The 20,475-nt window shown below is 70.1% G+C and carries 21 protein-coding genes; 19 read left to right on the forward strand and 2 right to left on the reverse strand.

Annotated elements, in window-relative coordinates; translation table 11 throughout:
- Positions 1 to 122 precede the first annotated feature (122 nt).
- Positions 123 to 635 carry a methylated-DNA--[protein]-cysteine S-methyltransferase gene (locus BN3560_RS13130; RefSeq protein ID WP_087192162.1) on the reverse strand — a complete coding sequence of 171 codons (513 nt, stop codon included), beginning with the start codon at positions 633 to 635 and terminating at the stop codon, positions 123 to 125.
- 303 nt (positions 636 to 938) lie between these two features.
- Here BN3560_RS13130 and BN3560_RS13135 point away from each other — a divergent pair, with 303 nt between their 5' ends.
- The 10 genes from BN3560_RS13135 to queD all read left to right on the forward strand — a co-directional run bounded on the left by BN3560_RS13135 (position 939) and on the right by queD (position 9,948).
- Positions 939 to 1,895, forward strand: a complete 957-nt coding sequence (locus tag BN3560_RS13135; protein WP_096228397.1) for a helix-turn-helix transcriptional regulator — start codon at positions 939 to 941, stop codon at positions 1,893 to 1,895.
- Positions 1,896 to 1,996: 101 nt separating this feature from the next.
- Positions 1,997 to 2,752, forward strand: coding sequence for an ABC transporter ATP-binding protein (locus BN3560_RS13140; RefSeq protein WP_096228398.1), 756 nt, complete (start codon positions 1,997 to 1,999; stop codon positions 2,750 to 2,752).
- Positions 2,749 to 4,080, forward strand: a complete 1,332-nt coding sequence (locus tag BN3560_RS13145) for an FtsX-like permease family protein (protein ID WP_096228399.1) — start codon at positions 2,749 to 2,751, stop codon at positions 4,078 to 4,080. Before BN3560_RS13140 ends, BN3560_RS13145 begins: the two co-directional genes overlap by 4 nt.
- 7 nt (positions 4,081 to 4,087) lie before the next feature.
- On the forward strand, positions 4,088 to 4,873 hold the full coding sequence (locus BN3560_RS14785; protein ID WP_231897405.1) for a putative ABC transporter permease: 786 nt from the start codon (positions 4,088 to 4,090) through the stop codon (positions 4,871 to 4,873).
- Positions 4,874 to 4,992: 119 nt separating this feature from the next.
- Positions 4,993 to 5,700 carry a ribulose-phosphate 3-epimerase gene (gene rpe / locus BN3560_RS13155; RefSeq protein WP_096228400.1) on the forward strand — a complete coding sequence of 236 codons (708 nt, stop codon included), beginning with the start codon at positions 4,993 to 4,995 and terminating at the stop codon, positions 5,698 to 5,700.
- Positions 5,701 to 5,705: 5 nt separating this feature from the next.
- Positions 5,706 to 6,914, forward strand: coding sequence for a cysteine desulfurase family protein (locus tag BN3560_RS13160; protein WP_096228401.1), 1,209 nt, complete (start codon positions 5,706 to 5,708; stop codon positions 6,912 to 6,914).
- A gap of 5 nt (positions 6,915 to 6,919) precedes the next feature.
- Positions 6,920 to 7,735 (forward strand): histidinol-phosphatase HisJ family protein, encoded by an 816-nt coding sequence (locus tag BN3560_RS13165; protein ID WP_096228402.1) that lies wholly within the window; start codon positions 6,920 to 6,922, stop codon positions 7,733 to 7,735.
- A 31-nt stretch (positions 7,736 to 7,766) separates the two neighbouring features.
- Positions 7,767 to 8,672 carry a Nif3-like dinuclear metal center hexameric protein gene (locus BN3560_RS13170; protein ID WP_096228403.1) on the forward strand — a complete coding sequence of 302 codons (906 nt, stop codon included), beginning with the start codon at positions 7,767 to 7,769 and terminating at the stop codon, positions 8,670 to 8,672.
- A gap of 50 nt (positions 8,673 to 8,722) precedes the next feature.
- The gene (locus tag BN3560_RS13175; RefSeq protein ID WP_096228404.1) at positions 8,723 to 9,442 is read left to right on the forward strand and encodes a zinc ribbon domain-containing protein; all 720 of its coding nucleotides are present in this window, start codon (positions 8,723 to 8,725) and stop codon (positions 9,440 to 9,442) included.
- Positions 9,443 to 9,456: 14 nt separating this feature from the next.
- Entirely contained in the window at positions 9,457 to 9,948 is a 492-nt protein-coding gene (queD, locus tag BN3560_RS13180; protein WP_231897406.1) for a 6-carboxytetrahydropterin synthase QueD, read from the forward strand.
- A 117-nt stretch (positions 9,949 to 10,065) separates the two neighbouring features.
- Here the strand turns inward: queD and rpmB are convergent, their stop codons facing one another.
- Positions 10,066 to 10,257, reverse strand: a complete 192-nt coding sequence (rpmB, locus tag BN3560_RS13185) for a 50S ribosomal protein L28 (RefSeq protein WP_041240000.1) — start codon at positions 10,255 to 10,257, stop codon at positions 10,066 to 10,068.
- Positions 10,258 to 10,485: 228 nt separating this feature from the next.
- Between rpmB and BN3560_RS13190 the strand changes: the two genes are divergently transcribed.
- The 9 genes from BN3560_RS13190 to BN3560_RS13230 all read left to right on the forward strand — a co-directional run bounded on the left by BN3560_RS13190 (position 10,486) and on the right by BN3560_RS13230 (position 20,412).
- The gene (locus BN3560_RS13190; RefSeq protein WP_015538882.1) at positions 10,486 to 10,833 is read left to right on the forward strand and encodes an Asp23/Gls24 family envelope stress response protein; all 348 of its coding nucleotides are present in this window, start codon (positions 10,486 to 10,488) and stop codon (positions 10,831 to 10,833) included.
- Between the two features lie 107 nt (positions 10,834 to 10,940).
- Positions 10,941 to 12,572: a DAK2 domain-containing protein gene (locus tag BN3560_RS13195; RefSeq protein WP_096228405.1), complete on the forward strand. Its 1,632-nt coding sequence runs from the start codon at positions 10,941 to 10,943 to the stop codon at positions 12,570 to 12,572.
- Between the two features lie 176 nt (positions 12,573 to 12,748).
- The gene (locus tag BN3560_RS13200) at positions 12,749 to 14,938 is read left to right on the forward strand and encodes an ATP-dependent DNA helicase RecG (RefSeq protein ID WP_096228406.1); all 2,190 of its coding nucleotides are present in this window, start codon (positions 12,749 to 12,751) and stop codon (positions 14,936 to 14,938) included.
- 1 nt (position 14,939) lies between these two features.
- Positions 14,940 to 15,521 carry a 16S rRNA (guanine(966)-N(2))-methyltransferase RsmD gene (gene rsmD / locus BN3560_RS13205; RefSeq protein ID WP_096228407.1) on the forward strand — a complete coding sequence of 194 codons (582 nt, stop codon included), beginning with the start codon at positions 14,940 to 14,942 and terminating at the stop codon, positions 15,519 to 15,521.
- Positions 15,522 to 15,527: 6 nt separating this feature from the next.
- A complete protein-coding gene (gene coaD / locus BN3560_RS13210; protein WP_087192123.1) occupies positions 15,528 to 16,007 on the forward strand; it encodes a pantetheine-phosphate adenylyltransferase in 480 nt (159 codons plus the stop codon).
- A 205-nt stretch (positions 16,008 to 16,212) separates the two neighbouring features.
- Complete coding sequence (locus BN3560_RS13215; RefSeq protein ID WP_015538879.1) at positions 16,213 to 16,686, forward strand: ATP synthase subunit B family protein; 474 nt, start codon at positions 16,213 to 16,215, stop codon at positions 16,684 to 16,686.
- Positions 16,686 to 17,240, forward strand: a complete 555-nt coding sequence (locus tag BN3560_RS13220) for a YceD family protein (RefSeq protein ID WP_096228408.1) — start codon at positions 16,686 to 16,688, stop codon at positions 17,238 to 17,240. The genes BN3560_RS13215 and BN3560_RS13220 overlap by 1 nt, the downstream gene beginning before the upstream one ends.
- Before the next feature lie 185 nt (positions 17,241 to 17,425).
- Positions 17,426 to 18,361: a helix-turn-helix transcriptional regulator gene (locus BN3560_RS13225; protein WP_161959478.1), complete on the forward strand. Its 936-nt coding sequence runs from the start codon at positions 17,426 to 17,428 to the stop codon at positions 18,359 to 18,361.
- Positions 18,358 to 20,412, forward strand: coding sequence for a HelD family protein (locus BN3560_RS13230; protein ID WP_096228410.1), 2,055 nt, complete (start codon positions 18,358 to 18,360; stop codon positions 20,410 to 20,412). Before BN3560_RS13225 ends, BN3560_RS13230 begins: the two co-directional genes overlap by 4 nt.
- The last annotated feature ends 63 nt before the right edge of the window (positions 20,413 to 20,475 follow it).

The following is a 20,475-nucleotide window of genomic DNA, read 5'->3' on the forward strand; positions in this document are numbered from 1 at the left end:
CCGGCTCCCGCGTCATCGCCTCGACGCTTCGGTTGCGCGGCTTCTCTGCACCGCGGTCCGGCTCATGCGGTTCTGAACGGTCCTCCGCCTGGGAGCGGGCGTCGGGCCCCGCGTCCTCCCCCTCAGGCGCGCGCCGTCGGCTCCTTCGCCTGCGCCTCGGCCCGTAGGGTGCGTCGTTCCAGGTCCAGCAGGTACGCCTTGGCCTTCGCGTCGTCGCCGTGCCCCGAGGGGGCCCCGTTTGCGCCGATCACGCGGTGGCTGGGCACGATGACGGGCAGCGGGTTCTTGTTGCAGGCGCTGCCCACGGCCCGGCACGAGCGAGGGCTGCCGATGGCTGCCGCTAGGTCGCTGTAGGAGCGCGCCTCGCCGTAGGGCACCTCGCGCAGGGCCTCCCACACGCGCCGCTGGAACTCCGTGCCGGCGGGGGCGAGCGGCAGGTCGAACGCGCGGCGCTTGCCGGCGAGGTATTCCTGCAACTGGTTGGCGGCGCGGTTCGTGAGCTCGGTGGCGAGCTTGCGGCCCTCCAGCTCTCGCTCGCCGAACGCGAGGGCCGTGAGCGCCCGCCCGTCCGAGGCGATGGTCACGTGCCCGAGCGGCGTGCGGTAGGCGAAGTAGGTGGGGGCGGGGCCGGTCATGGCGCACCTTCTCTCGGTCGTGGACGGTCTCCATTATAATGCGCGCGCGGTCTTCGCGGCGCGCCGGTGGTCCCTTCTGCATCAAGGCGTCACCTTCGGGGGGGGCGTGCGGCAACAGGATGCGCTCCCTCCCGCGTCCGCACGGCGGGAAATTTCCGTAGCTGCGGTATACTTGGCCTTGACCTGCGTTTCGATACCGGAAGTTGTCAGGGGCGCCGCAAAAAAGAAGCCGCAAGTTGGTTGAGCGGGCACCGGGGCGCCTGCATGATAGGTTCATCGATCGCACGAACGAAGGACGGGTCTATGAGCTTTCGCGAAAACATGCAGCACCTGCGCGCCACGCGCAACATGACGCAGGAGCAGTTTGCCATGCTGCTGGGCGTTAGCCGCCAATCGGTGTCGAAATGGGAGGCCGAGCGCGCGTACCCGGAGATGGACAAGCTGCTGCGCATGTGCGCCCTGTTCGAATGCACGCTCGACGAGCTGGTGTGCGGCGACCTGACCGGGCGGGCGGCCGCCGAGGCCTCCAGCGTGCCGGCGGGGAAGCCCCAGGACGTGACCGGCTACGACCAGACTATGCGCACGTTCGCGTGGAAGCTCCCTCTCGGCATCGCCGTCGTCATCCTGGGCGCCGCGCTGGCGTTGCTGCTGTCCGATCCCGCGCTCATGCCGATGCTTGAGGTGCGGAACTTCGCAACCGTGCTCGTGTTCGTCGGCGCGGCCGCCGGGCTCGCGCTCATCCTTCCCGCGTCGTTCGAGCGCAGCGCGTTCCGCAAGGCGCACCCCTTCGTCGGAGACTTCTACACGGCCGACCAGAAAACACAAGCCCGAGCGACCCTTTCGACGGGCCTCGTGGCGGGCATCGCCCTCATCTTGGCGGGGATGGCTGCGACCATCGTGCTGCAGGCGGACGTGTGGCTTGCAAGCGCGGTGTTCTTCGCCTGCGCCGCGGCTGGCGTGTTCGTCATCGTGCGCAGCTGCCTGCTGGGCTCGCGCTGCAACCTCGCGCGCTACAACCGCAGATCGCTCGGAGGCATAAGCGAGGAGCAGATCGAGGCCATGGACGACGACCTCGCCGAGCGCGCCCGCCGTGCGAAGCGCGAGAGCGGCACCTACGCTGCCGTCATGTGCGTGGCGACGGCGGTCGGCCTCGTGCTGGCGTTCACGCCCGCGGCGGCCTTCTTCCTGCTGGCGTGGCCCGTCGGCGGCATCGTGTGCGCCGCGATCAAGGCGTTCCGTTCCTCGCGGAGCAGCCGCTAAGGCGTCTCGCACGCCATTCCAAACCGCTCGTTCATATGGTTCAACCCAAGGCGAAGGCTCCTTCGCCCTGGTCGATGATGCCAAAATCCAAAGGAGAACGCATGAATGCTGCAGGAGAGCGCACGCGTGCCACCGTAGTAGCACGCGAGGTCAGGAAATCGTTCAGCGCAGGGAAGGGGAGCAGACGGCGGGTCGTCGACGTGCTGCGCGGCGTCAGCCTGCGCGTCGAGCCCGGCGAGATGGTCGGCATCGTGGGGCCCAGCGGCTCGGGGAAGTCGACGCTGCTGTACTGCCTGTCGGGGCTGGAATCGGCCGACGCCGGCTCCATAGAGGTGATGGGCCGGCAGGTCGTGCGCGCAAGCCGCACCGCGCTGTTCAAGACGCGCCGCGACCACGTGGGCTTCATCTTCCAGTCGTACAACCTCGTGCCCTCGCTGAGCGCGGGGGAGAACGTGTCTCTGCCCGCGCGCCTTGCGGGCCGTCCGCTCACGACGGAGCAGACGGCCGCCGTGCTCGCGAGCGTGGGGCTGGAAGGACGCGCGAAGAGCCGGCCCGCGGATATGTCGGGCGGCGAGCAGCAGCGCGTGGCCATCGCCCGCGCGCTCGCGGGCGGGGCCGACGTGATCTTCGCCGACGAGCCCACCGGCGCGCTGGACTCGCGCAACGGCCGCGAGGTGCTGGGCATGCTGCGCGGCATCGCCGACGACCCGCAGCGCTCGGTGGTGATGGTGACCCACGATCTGGAGGCTGCTTCGCTGGCCGACCGCGTTCTCGTGCTGAAGGACGGCCGGGTACTGCGCGAGCTGGGACGCTCCGCCCCGGCGGAGATCCTCGAGGCGCTGGAGGCGGCACGATGATCCGGCTTGCGCTCTGCGACCTGCGCGACCATGCCGCCACGTGGACGGGCGCGTTTCTGGTGGCCGTGGCCTGCGGCTTCATCGGCGGCTTCGCGGCGTCGCTGATGGCCACGGCGAGAACGTACCCGAACACGGAATCGCTCGCGGCATCGGTGCTCGTGTTCTCAGCGGTCGCGGCGGTGGCGGTGCTCGTGTCGGCGGCGGGCCTGACGGTCGCGGCGCAGCGTCGAAGCTACGCGCTCTGGCAGTTGGCGAACGTGGGTCCGCGCTGGGTGACCGCGGTGGTGCTAGCGCAGCTGGCCGTGGTAGCGATGCTGGGCGCGGTGGCCGGCACGCTCATCGAGGCCGTCTCGTTCGCCCCATTGTTCCCGCTCGTGTTCAGCTCGCCCCAGTACCAGCCTATCGACCACGTGGTTCCCGACGCAGGGCTGCCGTTCATGCCCGCGGTGTGGCTTGCGGTGGCGTGCGTGTTCCTCGTCGGGGGTTCGAAGGGGGCCCGCAGCGCGGGGAGGACGCCGCCGCTCGACGCGCTGCGCGAACCGGAGCCGGCGCGGAAGGGCATGACGTGGCTGCGCGTCCTGCTGTTCGCGGGGTTGGCTTTCGGCACAGGGCAGCTTGCCGCCTCCCTGCTCGGGAAAGACCCGGACGCTTTGAGCAATTCGCTGTTCCTTCCGCTTTTCATGGCGGCCACGCTCGTTCCGGTGGCTCCCGTGGTCTTCTCCTCCCTGCTGGGGGTTTGGACCTCGCTCGTTCCGCAGGGTCGCTCGTGCGCCTGGTGCCTGGCGCGGCACACCGCGCGCTTCGGCCTTTTGGCCAGCACGTCGGTGGAAACGCCCATAATGGTGGGGTTCGGGCTGGTGGCCGGGATCTTTTCGCTTAGCAGCTCATTGACGGCCGTCATACGGCAGCAGGGCTCGACCCTCAACGCTTCGCTCGATTTCACCTCGGCCATCCTGCTGCTCGGCGGCCCCATCCTCCTGTGCGCCGTGGGCGCGGCAGTGAGCGTGGTCATGTCGTCGAAGACGCGCACTCGCGACGTGGCCCTGCTCGTCGCGAGCGGCGCACGGCCGGGAACGCTGCTGGGGGCCGCCGTGTGCGAGGCGCTCATCCACGCCGTCACCGCCACGTTCGTGGGGGCTGCGGTCGTGGTCGCGTCCAACGCCGTTATCGCCTACGCGGTGGGACTGCCCCTGTTCGCGAACCTCGCGTTCAGCGAGGGGCTCGTCGTCTCGCTCGCAGGATTCGCCCTCGTCTTGGCAGCGACCCTCGTACCTACGTGCGCTGCTCTCGGCCGAGCGCCTGCAGCCGTGCTGGCGGCGGGGGAGTGAGGCTCTCGTGTCTCCCTCCGGACAGCCGGTCGAGGCGGGAGCGCGGGCGAAGCTGCCCCGGCGCATACGGGCGGTCTCGGGGATTCTCGGTTCTCCGGGACGGTGCGGCTGCGGCCGGAGAGGGCCTTGGGCGTTCTGGCGGGACCTTGCCATCTACTTCTGCGTGTTCAGCGTGGCGGGGCACTGGATGGAGATCGGCTACTGCACGCTCATCCGCTTCGGGCTCATCCCCGGCACCTATGATCCGAGCTCCCTTATATGGTCGGATTGGCTCTACCCGTTCTGCGTGTACGGCTTCGGCGCTGTTGCCTGCGTGCTCGTGCTGTTCCCCGTCAAGAACCGCCTTGAGCGGCATTTCGGGGGCCGTGTCGCGCCGCTGCTCGCGAGCTTCGCCGCGAACACGCTCGCGTGCACGCTCATCGAGCTGGCCATGGGCCTCGTGCTGAACCGGCCCGGTCCCGACGGCATGCTGCCGCTGTGGGACTACAGCGACATGTTCTGCAACTTCATGGGCCAGGTGTGCCTGCAGAACGCCCTCGCGTTCGGTGCGGCAGCCACGCTCATGACCTGGGTCGTCCACCCGAAGCTTGCCGCTTTTCTACGGCAGGTGCCCGAAGGTGCCTTGAACCTCGTGTCCGCCGGCATGGGGCCGGTTTCTGCCTCTTGCTTCTGCCATAGCCTTGCGTCGCGCCGCGGGCACTGCCCGTCGGCGGCGCGGGCGACCAGGGAGACACGCAATCGCCGATTCCTTGCAGGAGGCAATGCCGGTGCTTTCGGTCCTTCCAGGTGCTAGCCGTGCCGCCCACGTGTGGTTTTCTTCGCGTACCCCCTGCCGGGCATGCGGTGGCGCGGGGCGTTGCGCTAGAATGGGGACGGTCAAAGAGCCTGCAACGCCCGGATAAGGAGTCCCTCATGTTCGAACCGGTGAAGATCGCACCGTCCATCCTGTCGGCCGACTTCATGAACCTCGGGCGCGACATCGCCCTCATCGAGGAGGCGGGCGCGGGATACGTGCACGTCGACGTCATGGACGGGCACTTCGTGCCGAACCTCACCATGGGCGTGCCGATAGTGAAGCAGTTGAAGAAGGCCACGTCGCTGCCGCTCGACGTGCATCTTATGATAGACAACCCGTTGGAGCAGCTGCCATGGTTCCTCGATGCGGGCGCCGACCTTGTCACCGTGCATGCCGAGGTCCTGGACGCCGACGGGCTCGCCCGTGCCGTGGCCTCCATCCATGCGGCCGGGGCCAAGGCGGCCGTCAGCCTGAAGCCGCGCACGGCGCCCGGCGTGCTGGCGCCCGTCATCTCCGACGTGGACATGGTGCTGGTCATGAGCGTGGAGCCTGGTTTCTCCGGGCAGAGCTACCTCGAGGGAAGCGAGGACAAGGTGGCCCGCGTGGCCGCGCTCGCCCGCTCCGTGGGCGCCTCGCCGCTCATCCAAGTGGACGGCGGCATCGGCGAGGCCACGGCGCCGCTCGTGGCCGGGGCCGGGGCCGACGTGCTCGTGTGCGGCAACGCCGTGTTCGCCGCCGAGGACCCCGCACGCGCCCTCGCCGAGGTCGCCGCGGCGGCCGAGGAAGCGCGCCTGGCCGCGCTCGCGGCACGGAAGGAGGCGTAGGCGGCATGCCTTCCTTCGACGCGAACGACTACGTCTACCTGGACTGGGCCGCCACGGCGCCGCTGTGCGAGGAGGCCGCCCGGGCCATGGCGCCCTACCAGGTGCCGGGCCGCGCCAACCTGGCCGTGGGGGGCAACGCGAACTCGCTGCACGCCCCCGGCCGCGCCGCATTCGCCGCCCTCGAGGACGCGCGCCGCTCGCTCGCCCGCGACCTGGGCGCCTCGCGGCCCGACGAGATCGTGCTCATGTCGGGTGCCACCGAGGCCGACGATGCGGCGCTGCTCGGCATTGCCCGCGCGGCCGCCGCCGAGCGCCGCCGCCTCGGCGGCGGCGACTTCGTGCCGCATGTCGTGACCACGGCCGTGGAGCACGACGCCGTGCTCGCCCCCGCCAGGCGCCTCGAGGCCGAGGGCTTCCGCGTGACGCGCCTGGCGCCGAACCGCCAGGGCTTCGTGGAGCCGGCCGCGCTCGAGGCCGTGCTGGACGAGGACGCCGTGCTGGTGAGCGTGCAGGCCGCGAACAGCGAGGTGGGAAGCATCCAGCCCATCGCGGCGCTGGCCAGCGCCGCGCACGGCGCGGGCGCGCTCTTCCACACCGATGCCGTGCAGGCGCTCGGGAAGGCGCCCGTGGACGTGGGGGCATGGGGCGTGGACGCCGCGTCGTTCTCGGCCCACAAGGTAGGCGGCCCCAAGGGCGTGGGCGCGCTGTACCTGAGGGCGCGCACCCCCTTCGAGCCGCAGGCGATCGGCGGCGGCCAGGAGTCGGGGCGCCGCAGCGGCACGCAGAACGTGGCAGGCGCCGCGGGCTTCGCCGCTGCGGTCCACGCGGCGTGCGGCCTGCAGGAGCGGGAGGCGGCGCGCCTGAGTGCGCTGCGCGACCGGCTCTATGCGGGATTGGCCGCCCACGACGCCGTGGAGGCCACGGTGGACGTGGCTCCGGGCAGCGTGGAATTCCTGCCGAACATCGTGCACGTGCTCGTGCGCGGGCTGGAGAGCGAGACGCTCATCCTGCGCTTCGACCTGCGCGGGTTCGGCGTGTCGGGCGGATCGGCCTGCTCGTCGCATTCGCTCGCGCCCAGCCACGTGCTGCATGCGCTCGGCATCGACGACGACCGCGCGCACGGGGCGCTGCGCATATCGATGGGACGCTACACGACAGAGCGCGACGTCGACGCCTTCCTCGGAGCCGTCGCTGGCGTGCTGGATTGGAGCTAGGGAACATGGAGCTGGTGACCACGCACACGCATACCTCGTTCTGCGGGCACGGCGAGGGCACGGTGGAGGAGCTCGCAACCGCGGCCGAGGCGGCCGGCGTCACGACCCTCGCCGTGACGGAGCACTACCCGCTCTCCAAGGCGTTCGACCCGCGGGACTACCTGTCCATGCCGGCCGCGCGCATGGGGGAGTACCTGGCGGCGATCGGCGAGGCGCGCGAGCGGCACCCGGGCCTCGAGATCATCGCGGGCTGCGAGCTGGACTGGCTCGGAGCCGACGACGACCGCACCATCGCGGCCGACGACCTGGCCCCGTTCCAGCTCGTGCTGGGCTCGGTGCATTTCGTGGACGCCTGGCCCTTCGACGACCCCTCGCAGCGCGGCCGCTGGGACGAGCCGGGCGCGCCCGACGCCATCTGGCGCCGCTACTTCGAGCTGTGGTGCGACGCCGTGTCCTCGGACGTTCCGTTCCACGTGATGTCGCATCCCGACCTGGCCAAGAAGTTCGCCTACTATCCGACCTTCGACGTGGCGCCGCTCTACGAGCAGGCCGCCGAGGCGTGCGCGGCCGCGGGCCGCATGGTGGAGGTGAACACGTCGGGGTCGTACTACGCCTGCAAGGAGATGTTCCCCGCGCCGGCGCTCCTGCGCCAGTTCTGCCGCGCGGGCGTGCCGTGCACCGTGGGCACCGACGCGCACCGTCCCGACCATGTGGCGCGCGACGTGGAGGCGGCCTACCGCCTGATGTACGAATGCGGTTATCGAACGGTAACGGTTCCCACCGCCACGGGCGACCGGCGCGAGATCGACCTCATACTGTGAAGCAAATGGTCGGCGACGTGCGGGAAGGAAGATGATCGACATGGCTGGATCGAAGAAGGACAAGGTGCAGAAGGGCCTCGCCCAGCGGGCTTCGGGGCCGCTCTCGAGGAAGACGTCCACCGTGACCGTGGGCGCGCTGGAGCGCGCGCTACTCAAGGAGTTCCCGGCGGCCGACGCCGAGGCGTGGGACCGCACCGGCATGACGGTGGGCGATCCGGCGCGCCTCGTGGAGGGCGTGGCCGTGGCGCTCGACCCCACGGTGGACGCCGTGGAGGAGGCCGCTTCGATGGGGGCGAACGTGCTCGTGACGCACCATCCCGCCTTTTTGCAGCCGCCCGACTCGTTCTCGCCGGCCTCCTCGGTGGCGGCGAACCCCGGGGCGCTCGTATGGGCCGCCGTGGCGCGCGGCGTGGCGCTGCTGTCGTACCACACGGCGCTCGACGTGAGCGCGCAGGCCCAGCGCGTGCTGCCCGGCATGCTGAACCTGCAGTTCCGCAGCGTGGAGGTGCCGCTGGCCTCCTCGAAGCGCAAGGGCTACGGCCAGCGCTGCACCGTGAAGGCGGGCGACGGGCCGCTCACGCTCGGGCAGCTGGCCGCACGCTGCACCTCGGTGTTCGCACGCCAGCCGCGCGTGTGGGGCGACTTCTCCCGCGAGCTGGAGCGCGTGGTGACCACGACGGGCTCGGCGGGCGACGTGGCGGCCACGGCGCTGCGCGACCAGGTGGACTGCCTGGTGTGCGGCGAGATAAAGTACCATGAGGCCTTGGCGCTCTCCCAGGCGGGGCTGACCATCGTGGAGCTGGGGCACGATACGAGCGAGCTGCCGCTGGCGGCCGTGCTGGCCGCGGCCGTGGAGGGCGCGGGGGTGCCCGGCGAGCTCATCACCATCATCGACCAGGGAGACAACTGGTCGTATCCGGAGACGACGCGCGTCTAGGCGCGTCGGGGGATTAGGCGCGCGAGCGCCGAACGAAGAGAAGGAAGCACATGCAAGCAACGACCGACGACCTGACCAACTTGCTGCGGATGCAGCAGATCGACCTCGACCTGATGAAGGCGAAGAAGAAGCTCGAGGAGCTGCCCCAGCGCGCGACCATCCTCGCGGCGCGCCAGAAGAAGCGCACCATCGAGCAGAAGTGCGACCAGGTGGCCGAGATGCGCGCCAGGGCCGAGGGCATGGCCGCGAAGCTCGAGGCCGAAGATGCCGAGCTGGCCGAAAAGCAGCGCCGGGTGCAGGAGGCCATCGACGGATCGCTCGGCAACTACCGCAACGTGGAGGCGCACACCAAGGAGCTCAACGGCTTCGCGAAGCGCCGCAACGCGCTGGAGGTGGAGCTCACGCGCCTGGGCGAGGAGCTGGCGAAGATCGAGGGCGTGCAGAGTCAGGTGTCCCAAGCGCTCGCCGAGGTCGATAAGCAGGAGGCCGCCGCCATCGTGTCGTTCCAGCGGGAGGGCGGCGCGCTGCAGGCCGAGATCGCGCGCATGAGCGCCGATCGCGAGGGCATGTCCGCCGAGCTGTCCCCCGAGCTGCGCGATACCTACAACCGTACGGCTTCCCGCACGGGCGGCGTGGCCGTGGGCCTTCTGACCGAGGGGCGCTGCGGCGTGTGCCGCACCGTCATCGACGGCGGCCGCCTCATCGACCTGAAGGCGGAGGCGCCGCTCGGCACGTGCCCGCACTGCAAGCGCCTGCTGGTGGTCATGTGATGGAGGGGCCGACGATGGAAGGCGGAGCCATGGAGCCCGGCCGGGATACGGCGCAGGAAACCTGCGCCGTGCAGAGAAATGCCCCCTACGGCGGCCCTGGCAAGCTTTCGGGCAGCATGCACCTGCACGTGGGCGGGGGCCACTACGAGCTCACGGTGAAGGACCATTTCGACGCGGCCCATGCGCTGCCGGGCTACGATGGCCCCTGCCAGTATCTCCATGGACATACCTGGGAGGTGGAGGCGACCATCGCGGGGCAGCATCTCGACGAGGTGGGCATGCTCTACGACTTCAAGGACGTCAAGCGCGACCTGCATGGCGTGCTGGAGAACTTCGACCACCGCTGCCTGAACGACGTGCCGCCCTTCGACGAGATCAACCCCACGGCCGAGCACCTGGCCCGTGTGGTGTTCTACGAGCTGGAGAAGACGTTTCCCGCGCATATCTCGCTTGTGGAAGTGGCCGTCTGGGAGAGCCCGGCAGCAAAGGTGGTCTACCGGCCGTAGGATGGGCCCCTCTTCAGCCGCCCCCCGGGAGGGGGCGGCTGAAGGCGAGGAAAAGGCGTCCAACGCAAAAAAGCCCGCGGTTGCGGGCTTTCGCTTGCAGGGCGGGAGACGAACCGGTTAGGCGCGCTCGACCTTGCCGGCCTTCATGCAGCTCGTGCACACGTTGGCCTTGCGGACGCGGCCTTCCTTGTCCTTGATGGTGATCTTCTGAATGTTCGGACGGAACACGCGGTTCGTCACGCGGTGCGAGTGGCTGACGTTGCGTCCCGCAACCGGATGCTTACCGCAAACTTCGCAAACTTTAGACATCGTTATCACTCCAGGTTCGTCTTGTTTCCGCACGGCTAAAATACCGTTGATGACAAAAAAGCCTTCATACTATAGCACATAAAACGAATGCCTTACAAGAATTTTTCGTGTAGTATGGACGGCGCCCAGAACAGGCCCGACGCACAGCGTTTCGCCCATGCGGTATACTTCGTCCATAGCCTGCGTACGTCCGCGCGGATTCGCGCCCGCGCTTCGAAAGGAAGAGCCATGAGCACTGTGATACCCGGCAACCTGCACGTTGCCAACGACGTCTTGGCCGACATGGTCGGCAACGCTGCGCTCGAATGCTACGGCGTCGTCGGCATGGCCGCCCCGTCCGCGGCCGACGGCATCGCGAAGATCCTGCCCACGTCCCGCCTGCGCCGCGGGGTTGTGGTCACCACGACCGATGCCGGCGTCCACGTGGAGCTCTACGTGGTCATAGAGTACGGCACGAACATCAACACCGTGTCGCAGAACCTCGTGGACCAGGTGACGTTCGCCCTGAAAGAGTACGCCCGCGTGCCCATCGACGGCGTCGAGGTGCACGTCCAGGGCGTCAAGGTGCGCAAGTAGCCGCGCGAAGAGAAGCGTATAGAGACGAGCCCCGCGCCTGCGGGCGGCCCGCCCCGAGGCGGCCGAGGGGGCGCGGGGTTTACCGCCGAGAGAGAGACAGACCTACCATGCCAGAATCCTATACCGCGAACGACCTGCTCAACGCCATAGCTGCCGCGAGCAAGACGCTGAGCGAGCGCAAGGACGAGATCAACCGCCTGAACGTGTTCCCCGTGCCCGACGGCGACACGGGCACGAACATGTCGCTGACGCTGGAAACCGTCGTCGAGAACCTGGCGAACCTGCCCATCGGCGCTGGCGGCACCGAGATCCGCAAGGCCATCACCACGGGCGCCCTCATGGGCGCGCGCGGCAACTCCGGCGTCATCACGTCGCAGATCCTGCGCGGCCTGTGCGAGGGCAGCGTCGGGCACGAGGCCGTGAACGCCGAGAGCATCGACTCCGCGTTCTCCCATGCCGTCGACGTGGCGTTCCAGGCCGTGCGCAAGCCGGTGGAGGGCACCATCCTCACCGTGCTGCGCGACAGCGCGGCGGCCGCCAAGCGCGCCCGCAAGAAGAAGCTCTCCACCGACGAGGCGCTGGAGGCCGTGGTGGCCGAGGCCTACGCGTCGGTGCAGCGCACGCCCGACCTGCTGCCCGTTCTCAAGGACAACGGCGTGGTCGACGCGGGCGGCTACGGCCTGGCCATCTTCTTCGACGCGTTCGCCGCGGCTCTCACCGGCAAGGAGGGCCCGCTGGGCGACGAGCTGGCCTTCGCGCGGGGTACGGCCCCGAAGGTGGAGATCGAGCAGATCAACGACTGGGAGGGCTCGGCTTACCGCTACTGCACCGAGTTCCTGGTGAACTCCGACACGCTGGACGCGGAGGAGGGCCTGGATTTCCTGGGCACCATGGGCGACTGCGAGCTGCTGGTGGGCCAGAACCCCAACTTCAAGGTGCACGTGCACACGAACACGCCCGACAAGGTGCTCGCCTACATGCTGGAGCGCGGCCAGATCGCCGAGGTGCACATCCACAACATGCAGCTGCAGAGCGCCGCTCGCACCGACGCGCTGGCGGCCGAGGGGGAGGCCGCGCGCAAGCCGATCGGCTTCGTGGCCGTGGCCGCGGGCGAGGGCAACGCGAAGATCCTCAAGAGCCTGGGCGTGGACGTGGTCGTCTCGGGCGGCCAGACCATGAACCCCTCGACGAAGGATCTGCTGGATGCCGCCAACGAGGTGAATGCGGACGCCGTGATCATCCTCCCGAACAACAAGAACATCATCATGGCCGCGCAGAGCGCGTGCGGCCTGTCCGACAAACCGTGCGCCGTCGTGCCCACCACGAGCGTGCCGCAGGCGTTCTCCGCGCTGTTCGGCCTGGACGAGGACGCGAGCCTCGAGGAGAACGTGGAGGCCATGACGGAGGCGTACGCCGACGTGCGCACCGGCGAGGTGACGCGCGCCATCAAGGACGCCAAGGATGCTCACGACAACCCCATCCGCGAAGGGGACGTCATCGGCATCGCCGACGGCTCCATCGAGGCCGTGGGCTCGGCCGTGGAGGACGTGGTCATGGACCTTCTGGCCCGCATGGACGCCGACGAGGCCGACACGCTCACGCTCCTGGCCGGCGAGGACTTGGACGACGCGGCCTTGGGCGCCCTCGTGGCGCGCATCGAGGAGGCGTACGACGAGTTGGAGATCGACGCGCACCGTGGCGAGCAGCCGCTGTACCCGGTGGTCATGTCGGTTGAGTAAGGAGTTCCGCCGTTCTGCCGAACGGCGGAACGGGCCGACGCTGCGGGGCGTCCTCGTGCCGGATCCCGGCCCTTGTGCACCGCGCGGCGCGTACCGAAGTACGCTTGGCAGTGCGGCGGGCCGATCTCCGGCACGAGGACGCCCCTCGCTGACTTTCGAACGACCTGGAGACGCACATGGACGCACCTGACCGCTTGGCAGCCACCCTCGCGCTCGACGAATCCGTCGGGCGCGTCCGTTTGGTGAGCCCGGCGCGCGCCCGTGCGCTCGAGGCGCTGGGCGTGCGCACGGTGCGCGACTTGGTGACGCACTTCCCCCGGCGCTACATCGACCTCTCGCGGCGCGAGACGGTGGCCTCGGCCGCCATCGGGGAGCAGTGCACGGTGGAGGGCACGGTGCACGAGATAAAGCTGAAGCGCCCCAAGCCGAAGCTGCCGCTTGTGGAGATAACGCTCGTGGACGGCACGGGCACGCTCATGGTGACGGCGTTTCGCCAGCCGTGGCTCATGGACCAGGTGCGTGCCGGCATGCGCATCGCCGTGGCGGGAAAGCTGGAGTTCAACTACGGCTTCAAGCGCATGACGAACCCCTACCTCGAGGCGCTGGAAGGCGCCGAGGGCGCGGCTGCCGGCATGGTCATACCCGTGCACCCCGCCACCGAGAAGCTGTCGGCCGCCTGGGTGCGCCGGCTCGTGGGCAACGCGCTTACGCAAGTGGCGGGGCTGTACGACCCGCTGCCGCTGGAGCTGCGCGCGAAGTACCGCCTCATGAGCCGCGGCGCGGCGCTCGCGGCCATCCACTTCCCCCGCAGCATGGACGAGGCTTCCGAGGCGCGGCGGCGCCTCGTGTACGAGGAGCTGCTGTTCCTGGAGCTCATGCTCATGGAGGAGGGCCGGGAGCGCGCCGAGGGGTGCGAGCCCGTGCGCCACGTGACGGACGGCCCGCGCCTGACGGCGCTCGCCGCAGCGCTGCCCTGGGAGCTCACCGACGAGCAGAAGGCCGCGCGCGACGACATCCTGGCCGCGCTCGCGGCGCCCGCCACGGCGAACCACCTGCTTCTGGGCGACGTGGGAACGGGCAAGACCGTCGTGGCCGCGCATGCGCTGGCCGCCGCGGCCGACACGGGCGGCCAAGCGCTGCTCATGGCCCCCACCGAGGTGCTGGCCCGCCAGCATGGCAAGAGCCTGGGGCCGCTGTTCGACCAGGCGGGCATCTCATGGGGGGTGCTCACCGGATCCACGCCCCCCGCCGAGCGCGAGGCGGTGCTCGCGCGCGTGGCGGCGGGAGAGGTGGACGTGCTCGTGGGCACGCACGCCCTCTTGGAGGACGACGTGCGCCCGAGGCGGTGCACGCTCGCGGTCATCGACGAGCAGCAGCGCTTCGGCGTGGACCAGCGGGCGAAGCTGCTGGCGAAGGGCGAGGCGCCCGACGCGCTCTACCTCACGGCCACGCCCATCCCGCGCTCGCTGGCGCTGGCGCTCTTCGGCAACCTCACGCTCTCCTACATCAGGCACCGCCCGCACGACACGTCGGCGCGCACGACGAAGGTTGTGGCGAAGCAGGAGCGCGGACGCGCCTACGACGCCGCGCTCGCCGCGCTCGCGCGCGGGGAGCAGGTGTACGTGGTGTGCCCGCTCGTGGGGGCGAGCGCCGAGGAGCGCGACGCGAAGGCCGGCAAGCGCGCGGGGCGCGAGGGCGACGAGGACGAGTACGCCTACGCCGCCATCAGCATCGAGGACGACGCCGACCTGGACGGCGGCAACGTGGCGGCCGCCGAGCGCGAGGCCGCCTTCCTGCAGCAGAAGACGTTCGTGGACTGGAAGGTGGAGCTTCTGCACGGGCGGCTGCCCGCTGCGGAGAAGCAGGACGTCATGGCCCGCTTCCGGGCAGGCGAGACGCAGGTGCTGGTGGCCACGACCGTCATCGAGGTGGGCGTGGACGTCCCGAACGCCACGGTCATGATCGTGGAGGACGCCGACCGCTTCGGCCTGTCGCAGCTCCACCAGCTGCGCGGCCGCGTGGGGCGCGGGGAGAAGCCCGGAGAGGTGTACCTGGTGAGCGCGTCGCGCACGGATGCGGCGCTGCGCCGTCTGGCGGCCATGGAGACCACCGACGACGGCTACGAGCTGGCGGCCTACGACCTGTCGCTGCGCCGCGAGGGCGATATCCTGGGCAACCGCCAGCACGGCGCCTCCGCGCTCAAGCTGGTGAACGTGGTGCGGGACGGCAAGGTGATCGAGGCGGCGCACGCCGACGCGCGCGCCCTGCTGGAAGAGGATCCGCGGCTCGAGGCGCCCGCGCACCGCGCGCTCGGGCGCGAGGCGCGGCTCGCGTTCAAGCGCGCCGGAGAGGTTCAGGGGGGCTGACATGCGCATCATTGCAGGAGAGTTCAAAGGGCGTACGATCAAGGCGCCGAAGGGGGACGGCACGCGCCCCACGACCGACCGCGTGCGCGAGTCGCTCATGAGCGCCGTGAACAGCGCCTGCGGCGGCTTCGAGGGCGCGACGGTGCTGGACGCGTTCGCCGGGTCGGGTGCGCTCGGGTTGGAGGCGCTCTCGCGCGGCGCCGCCTGCGCGCACTTCTTCGAGCGCGACGGCGCGGCGCAGCGCGTGCTGTGCGGCAACGTGCGCGCGCTCGGGTTGGAGGCGCGCCGCGCGCGCATCCACCGCGGCGACGTGCTGAGGGACCCGCCCGCCCATGCGCGCCCCCCGTTCAGCCTCGTGTTCCTGGACCCGCCCTACGCGCTCGCCGCGCAGGATGCGCTCGGCCTGGCGGCAACCCTCGCGGCCGACGGCGCCCTCGCGCCGGACGCGCTCGTGGCGTACGAGCACGGGGCGGGCACCTGCGGCGAGGCCGACGCGGCCGCCGCCGCCTGCGGGCTCGCCCTTGCATCGCGCAAGAAGTACGGCGATACTGTCGTGGACCTGTTCAGACCGAAGGAGCTTTGACCTGTTATGAGACGAGCACTCACGCCCGGAACGTTCGACCCCATCACCAGCGGGCACCTCGACGTCATCACGCGCGCGGCACAGCTGGTGGACGAGGTGGTGGTGGCCGTAGCCGCCTCCCCTAAGAAGAACCCGCTGTTCTCGCTCGAGGAGCGCGCCGAGCTCGTGCGCCAGGCCACGAGCCACCTGCCCAACGTGCGCGTGGAGCCCTTCGACGAGCTGCTCGTGGACTTCGCTGCCCGCATGGAGGCCACCGTGGTGGTGAAGGGCCTGCGCGCCATCACGGACTTCGAGTACGAGTTCCAGATGACGGCGCTCAACTACCAGTTGAACCAGGAGCTGGAGACGCTGTTCATCATGTCGCCCCCGCAGTACATGTACCTGTCTTCGTCCATCGTGCGCGAGATTGCCAGCCTGCACGGCGACGTGAACGGCTTCGTGCCCCCGTGCGTGAAGGGCGCCCTCGAGGCCAAGTTCGCGGAGTAGGCCCAAGGAGGGCCGCGCGGGTTCCGGTATGGCAACGAGAATACGACAGGGGCCTTCCGACCGGGTAAAATGTGCACGGTTTGTGCAGTGACGTTGGGTTATGGGTTCAAACCTGCTAGAATACTTTGACGCATGCGCGCAGGAAGACTCAAACCCCGTGCGCCGACGCACTTGAAACGCAGCACGCTTGGGTGGAAGGACAATCATGGACGAAACAGGAGTCTTGGGGCTGCTCGAGGAGCTCTCGATTCTTCTCGAGGACTCGAAGCCGGTCTTCGGCAAAAGCAACTTGCGCCAAGTCGACATAGCCGCGGCGTTCGAGATCATGGACGAGATCCGCGACACGTTCCCGAGCGAGTTCGCGCAGGCGCGCCAGATCGTTCGCGAGCGCCAGAGCCTGCTCGACGACGCCGAGGCCGAGGCCAACCGCATGATCGAGGACGCGCGCAGCCAGGCCATGACCATCGCCAGCGAGCAGGAGATCGTGCGCATCTCCCAGCAGCAGGCCGACCAGATCCTCGCGGACGCCCGCGAGCTGGAGCGCCAGACGCGCGCCGGCGCCGAGGATTACGCCGACGAGGTGTTCGGGCACGTGGAGCAGAGCCTCGACACGCTGCTGAACAACGTGCGCCGCTGCCGCGACCGCCTCAACGCCAACTCGCTCGCCGCGGGCCGCTGATGGAAACGACGCGCATCCCCATACCCTCGGAGCTCTTCGCACCTGCGGAGAGCTCGCATTTTGAGGGATCGTACACGGTGCCCGTCGTGAAGGCGGGGCCCGACCTGTACGATTTCGCCGAGCCGCTGTCCTGGCAGGTGGACGTGACGAACACGGGCGACGCGCTGCTCGTCACCGGCACCGTGGAGGGAGAGGCGAGGACGTCGTGCGCGCGCTGCGTCGACGACTTCTCGTTCCCCGTGACGGGCGAGGTGGAGGGCTACTTCCTGCTCGGCGCCGACAAGGAGGCGCCCGAGGACATGGACGACGACGAGTTCGACGTGCTGCCCGAGGACAACGTCATCGACCTGGAGCCGCTGCTGAACGCCGCGCTGCTGCTGGAGTTCCCGCTCGTGCCGCTGTGCGACGACGAATGCAAGGGCCTGTGCCCCACGTGCGGCGCGAACCTCAACGAGGGGCCGTGCGGCTGCGCGCCCGCCGAGGGCGACGGGGGCGACGACGTGCCGCCCAACCCGTTCGCCGTGCTGAAGGACTTCCCGTTCGAGCAGAACTGACCTCCTTTCCGCCATCGTGGAAGGTCTGTCCCTGCTATTTTCGATGAACCTGCCCGCGCCATTTTGAAACGCCCGCCCCCGGCGGGCGTTTCCTTTTCCCGACAGAGCAAGAAAAGTAGAGACGTGCGCCTCGTCGTTCTGGTTCAATGGAGCATCCGGGCCGAAAGGGAGGAAGGGAGGCTGGCATGGAGCCGGAGCACCTGCGCGCGGTGGAGCGGGCGGTGGCGTGTATCGAGGCGCACCGGGGCGGGCGGCTCGACCTGGACGCCATTGCGCGCGCTGCCGGCTACTCGAAGTTCCATCTGCATCGCCTGTTCGGCGAGGCGACGGGCATGACCGTGCATGCGTACGCATCGCGCCGACGGCTCACCGAGGCCGCCCGCGCGCTCGTGGAGACGGAGCGGCCCGTAGCCGACATCGCCCGCGACGCCGGCTACGACAGTCAGCAGACGTTCTCGGCGGCGTTCGCCGCGCTGTACAAGTCGCCGCCTGCGCGCTTCAGGGCGTGCGGTGCGTTCTACCCCCTGCAGCTGCCGCTGAAGCTGGACGCACTTGCCGACGGGCTGAGCGGCCCGGCGGCAGGTGCGGCTGATGGTCGGGCAGGCGAGGCGGGCGGCTGGGCCGACGGGGCCGGCCCCTGGGAGGCCAGGGCCGCGACGCCCGCCGACGTGCCGGCCTGGATGGATCTCATGCGGCTCGCCGTGGACGGCTTCCCCTGCCTTGACGAGCGCCGGCACGAGGCCTGGCTGCGCGAGGCCGTGGCCCGTGGGCAGGCGCTCGTCGCCCGCGGCGCGGGACCGGCGGCCCTCGCGGGCGCGGCGGCCTTCGACCCCGGGCGGGCCCGCATCGACGTGCTGGCGGTGCATCCGCGGCAGCGGCGGAGCGGAGGCCCGGCCCGCGTGCTCGTCGCGGCCGTGCAGGCCGCGGTGCCGGGGCGCGACCTGGCCATCGCCACGTACCGCGCGGGCGACCGCGCCGACACGGGGTACCGGCGCGACCTCGCGGCTCTCGGGTTCGAGGAGGCGGAGCTGGGCACCGAGCTCGGCTATCCCGTGCAATGGTTCCTGCTGCGTGCGGAGCCGCAGGATGAAGGCGGGAACGGGAGGAGGAATATCCTATGAGCGAAGGGCGCGACGCCGTCAGGGCGGAGGAGGAGGCGCGGCTTGCCGAGACGCTCGGTCTCGTGCGTGCAGCCCTCGGTGAGGCCGAGGCCCTGCATGGGCGGATAGAGGACGGCTACCGCGAGGCCAAGCGCTACCAGGTGGCGTACCGCGGAGAGATCGACCCTGCGGAGGCCTTCCAGAACGAGCTGGCGCTGGCCGAGGTCGACCGGCGTGCCGCACGCTCGCACGAGGCGGCCGCGCAGCTGCGCAAGATGCTCGATGCGCCGTACTTCGCGCGCGTGGATTTCGCGGCCGGCGGGGAAGGGGGGCCGGAGACGTTCTACCTAGGGCGTTTCTCGTTCGCAGCGGAGGGCCGCACCGTGGTGTCCGACTGGCGCTCGCCGGTGGCGGGCCTGTTCTACGAGCACGACGAGACGGGCCCGGCGGTCTACGACGCGCCCTCGGGCCGCGTGGAAGGCCTGCTTTCGCTCAAGCGCCAGCTGGGGGTGGAGCGGGGCGAGCTCGTGTACGCGGCGGACAGCGCCTCGAGCGTGCGCGACGAGGTGCTGGCGCGCGAGCTGGGGCGCGCCTCCGACCGGAAGATGCGCGCCATCGTGGCGTCCATCCAAGCCGAGCAGAACCGCATCATACGCGACGAGGAGCCGGGCACGCTGGTCATCCAGGGCGCGGCAGGCTCGGGCAAGACCTCCATCGCGCTGCACCGCGTGGCGTACCTGCTGTACCGGCGCCGTGGCGAGCTTTCGTCGCGCCAGGTGGCCCTCCTCTCGCCGAACCGCGTGTTCGCCGACTACATCGCCGGCGTGCTGCCAGAGCTCGGCGAGGAGCCCATCGAGGCATTCGACCTGCGCGGCGTCGTGGAGCGGGCGCTCAACGGCTCCGTGCGCGTCGCGCCCGCGCGCTCGAGCGTGGACGCGGCGGACGAGGCATGGCGCGAGCGCGCCCGCTTGAAGGGGACGGCCGCGTTCGCCGACGCGGTGCTCGCGTTCCTCGAACGGGTTCCCGAGGCGGCGTTCGCGGCCGAGGACCTGACGTTCGGCCGACGCGTCGTCGAAGCCGCGTGGATCGATGCGCGGTTCCGCGCGCACGGGGGCCTCGCCTTGGAGGAGCGGCTCGACCTCGTGGCCGCGAGCGTGGTCTACGAGCTGGAGTCCACGAGCGTCGGGCGCGACCGCCACGCCGTGCCGACGAAGCGGGAAGCGCGTCGGCGCCTGGCCGGCATGCTGCGCGCTAAGGACGCGCTTTCGCTCTACCGCCTGTTCCTCGCCGACCAGGGCTGGGAGGGTGCGCTCAAGATCGGGCCGAAGCGCACGGTGGAGTGGGAGGACGCCGCGCCGCTCGCGCTCTTCAAGGGCACGTTCTCGGGCTTCGAGGCCTACGACGGCGTCAAGCACCTCGTGGTGGACGAGATGCAGGACCTGACGCCGGTGCAGCATGCGCTCGTGGCGCGGCTGTTCCGTTGCGGCAAGACCGTGCTGGGCGACTGCTGCCAGGTGGTGGACGAGTGCGGCTCTGCCGCGCTCGAGGACGTTGCCCGGGCCTATGGCGCCGCGCGCGTCGTGCGGCTCACGCGCAGCTACCGTTCCACGAGCGAGATCGTGGCGCTCGCGAACCGCGTGAAGCCCGCCGCCGGCCTCGAGGCGGTGGAGCGGCATGGCGACGTGCCGCGTATCATCGACTGCGCGGACACGGCCGAGGTGCTCGCGCGGACGCTCGAGGCCGCCCAAGCCTTCCGCGCGAGCGGGCGCAAGACGCTCGGGATCCTGCACGCTTCCGACGAGCTGGCCGCGCGCTACGCCGAGCTGCTCTCCCGCGACGTGGACGTCCACCTGCTGACCGAGCGCACGGAGACCTTCGAGGAAGGCGTGTCGGTGGCGTCCGTCAAGATGGCGAAGGGCCTCGAGTTCGACGAGGTGGTCGTGCTCGACGCCGACGAGCGCTTCTTCTCCGGCGAGCTCGGACGCTCCCTCCTCTACGTCGCGGTCACGCGTGCCCTTCATCGGCTGACCGTCCTGCACCGGGGAAGGCCGAGCAGGTTCCTGGCGGAGTAGGGGCGTCCGCCGTCCTGGGGCAGCGACGAGGGCGCGACGCGAGGCGCGAGGGCCGTCCGAGAT

The sequence above is a fragment of the Gordonibacter urolithinfaciens genome, assembly GCF_900199375.1.
GTDB classification, from domain to species: domain Bacteria; phylum Actinomycetota; class Coriobacteriia; order Coriobacteriales; family Eggerthellaceae; genus Gordonibacter; species Gordonibacter urolithinfaciens.

Excerpts from the sequence above, each read along its gene's own strand:
- BN3560_RS13130 (WP_087192162.1), bottom strand. The coding sequence starts at position 635 with ATGACCGGCCCCGCCCCCACCTACTTCGCCTACCGCACGCCGCTCGGG.
- BN3560_RS13135 (WP_096228397.1), top strand. The coding sequence starts at position 939 with ATGAGCTTTCGCGAAAACATGCAGCACCTGCGCGCCACGCGCAACATG.
- BN3560_RS13140 (WP_096228398.1), top strand. The coding sequence starts at position 1,997 with ATGAATGCTGCAGGAGAGCGCACGCGTGCCACCGTAGTAGCACGCGAG.
- BN3560_RS13145 (WP_096228399.1), top strand. The coding sequence starts at position 2,749 with ATGATCCGGCTTGCGCTCTGCGACCTGCGCGACCATGCCGCCACGTGG.
- rpe (WP_096228400.1), top strand. The coding sequence starts at position 4,993 with ATGTTCGAACCGGTGAAGATCGCACCGTCCATCCTGTCGGCCGACTTC.
- BN3560_RS13160 (WP_096228401.1), top strand. The coding sequence starts at position 5,706 with ATGCCTTCCTTCGACGCGAACGACTACGTCTACCTGGACTGGGCCGCC.
- BN3560_RS13165 (WP_096228402.1), top strand. The coding sequence starts at position 6,920 with ATGGAGCTGGTGACCACGCACACGCATACCTCGTTCTGCGGGCACGGC.
- BN3560_RS13170 (WP_096228403.1), top strand. The coding sequence starts at position 7,767 with ATGATCGACATGGCTGGATCGAAGAAGGACAAGGTGCAGAAGGGCCTC.
- BN3560_RS13175 (WP_096228404.1), top strand. The coding sequence starts at position 8,723 with ATGCAAGCAACGACCGACGACCTGACCAACTTGCTGCGGATGCAGCAG.
- queD (WP_231897406.1), top strand. The coding sequence starts at position 9,457 with ATGGAAGGCGGAGCCATGGAGCCCGGCCGGGATACGGCGCAGGAAACC.
- rpmB (WP_041240000.1), bottom strand. The coding sequence starts at position 10,257 with ATGTCTAAAGTTTGCGAAGTTTGCGGTAAGCATCCGGTTGCGGGACGC.
- BN3560_RS13190 (WP_015538882.1), top strand. The coding sequence starts at position 10,486 with ATGAGCACTGTGATACCCGGCAACCTGCACGTTGCCAACGACGTCTTG.
- BN3560_RS13195 (WP_096228405.1), top strand. The coding sequence starts at position 10,941 with ATGCCAGAATCCTATACCGCGAACGACCTGCTCAACGCCATAGCTGCC.
- BN3560_RS13200 (WP_096228406.1), top strand. The coding sequence starts at position 12,749 with ATGGACGCACCTGACCGCTTGGCAGCCACCCTCGCGCTCGACGAATCC.
- rsmD (WP_096228407.1), top strand. The coding sequence starts at position 14,940 with ATGCGCATCATTGCAGGAGAGTTCAAAGGGCGTACGATCAAGGCGCCG.
- coaD (WP_087192123.1), top strand. The coding sequence starts at position 15,528 with ATGAGACGAGCACTCACGCCCGGAACGTTCGACCCCATCACCAGCGGG.
- BN3560_RS13215 (WP_015538879.1), top strand. The coding sequence starts at position 16,213 with ATGGACGAAACAGGAGTCTTGGGGCTGCTCGAGGAGCTCTCGATTCTT.
- BN3560_RS13220 (WP_096228408.1), top strand. The coding sequence starts at position 16,686 with ATGGAAACGACGCGCATCCCCATACCCTCGGAGCTCTTCGCACCTGCG.
- BN3560_RS13225 (WP_161959478.1), top strand. The coding sequence starts at position 17,426 with ATGGAGCCGGAGCACCTGCGCGCGGTGGAGCGGGCGGTGGCGTGTATC.
- BN3560_RS13230 (WP_096228410.1), top strand. The coding sequence starts at position 18,358 with ATGAGCGAAGGGCGCGACGCCGTCAGGGCGGAGGAGGAGGCGCGGCTT.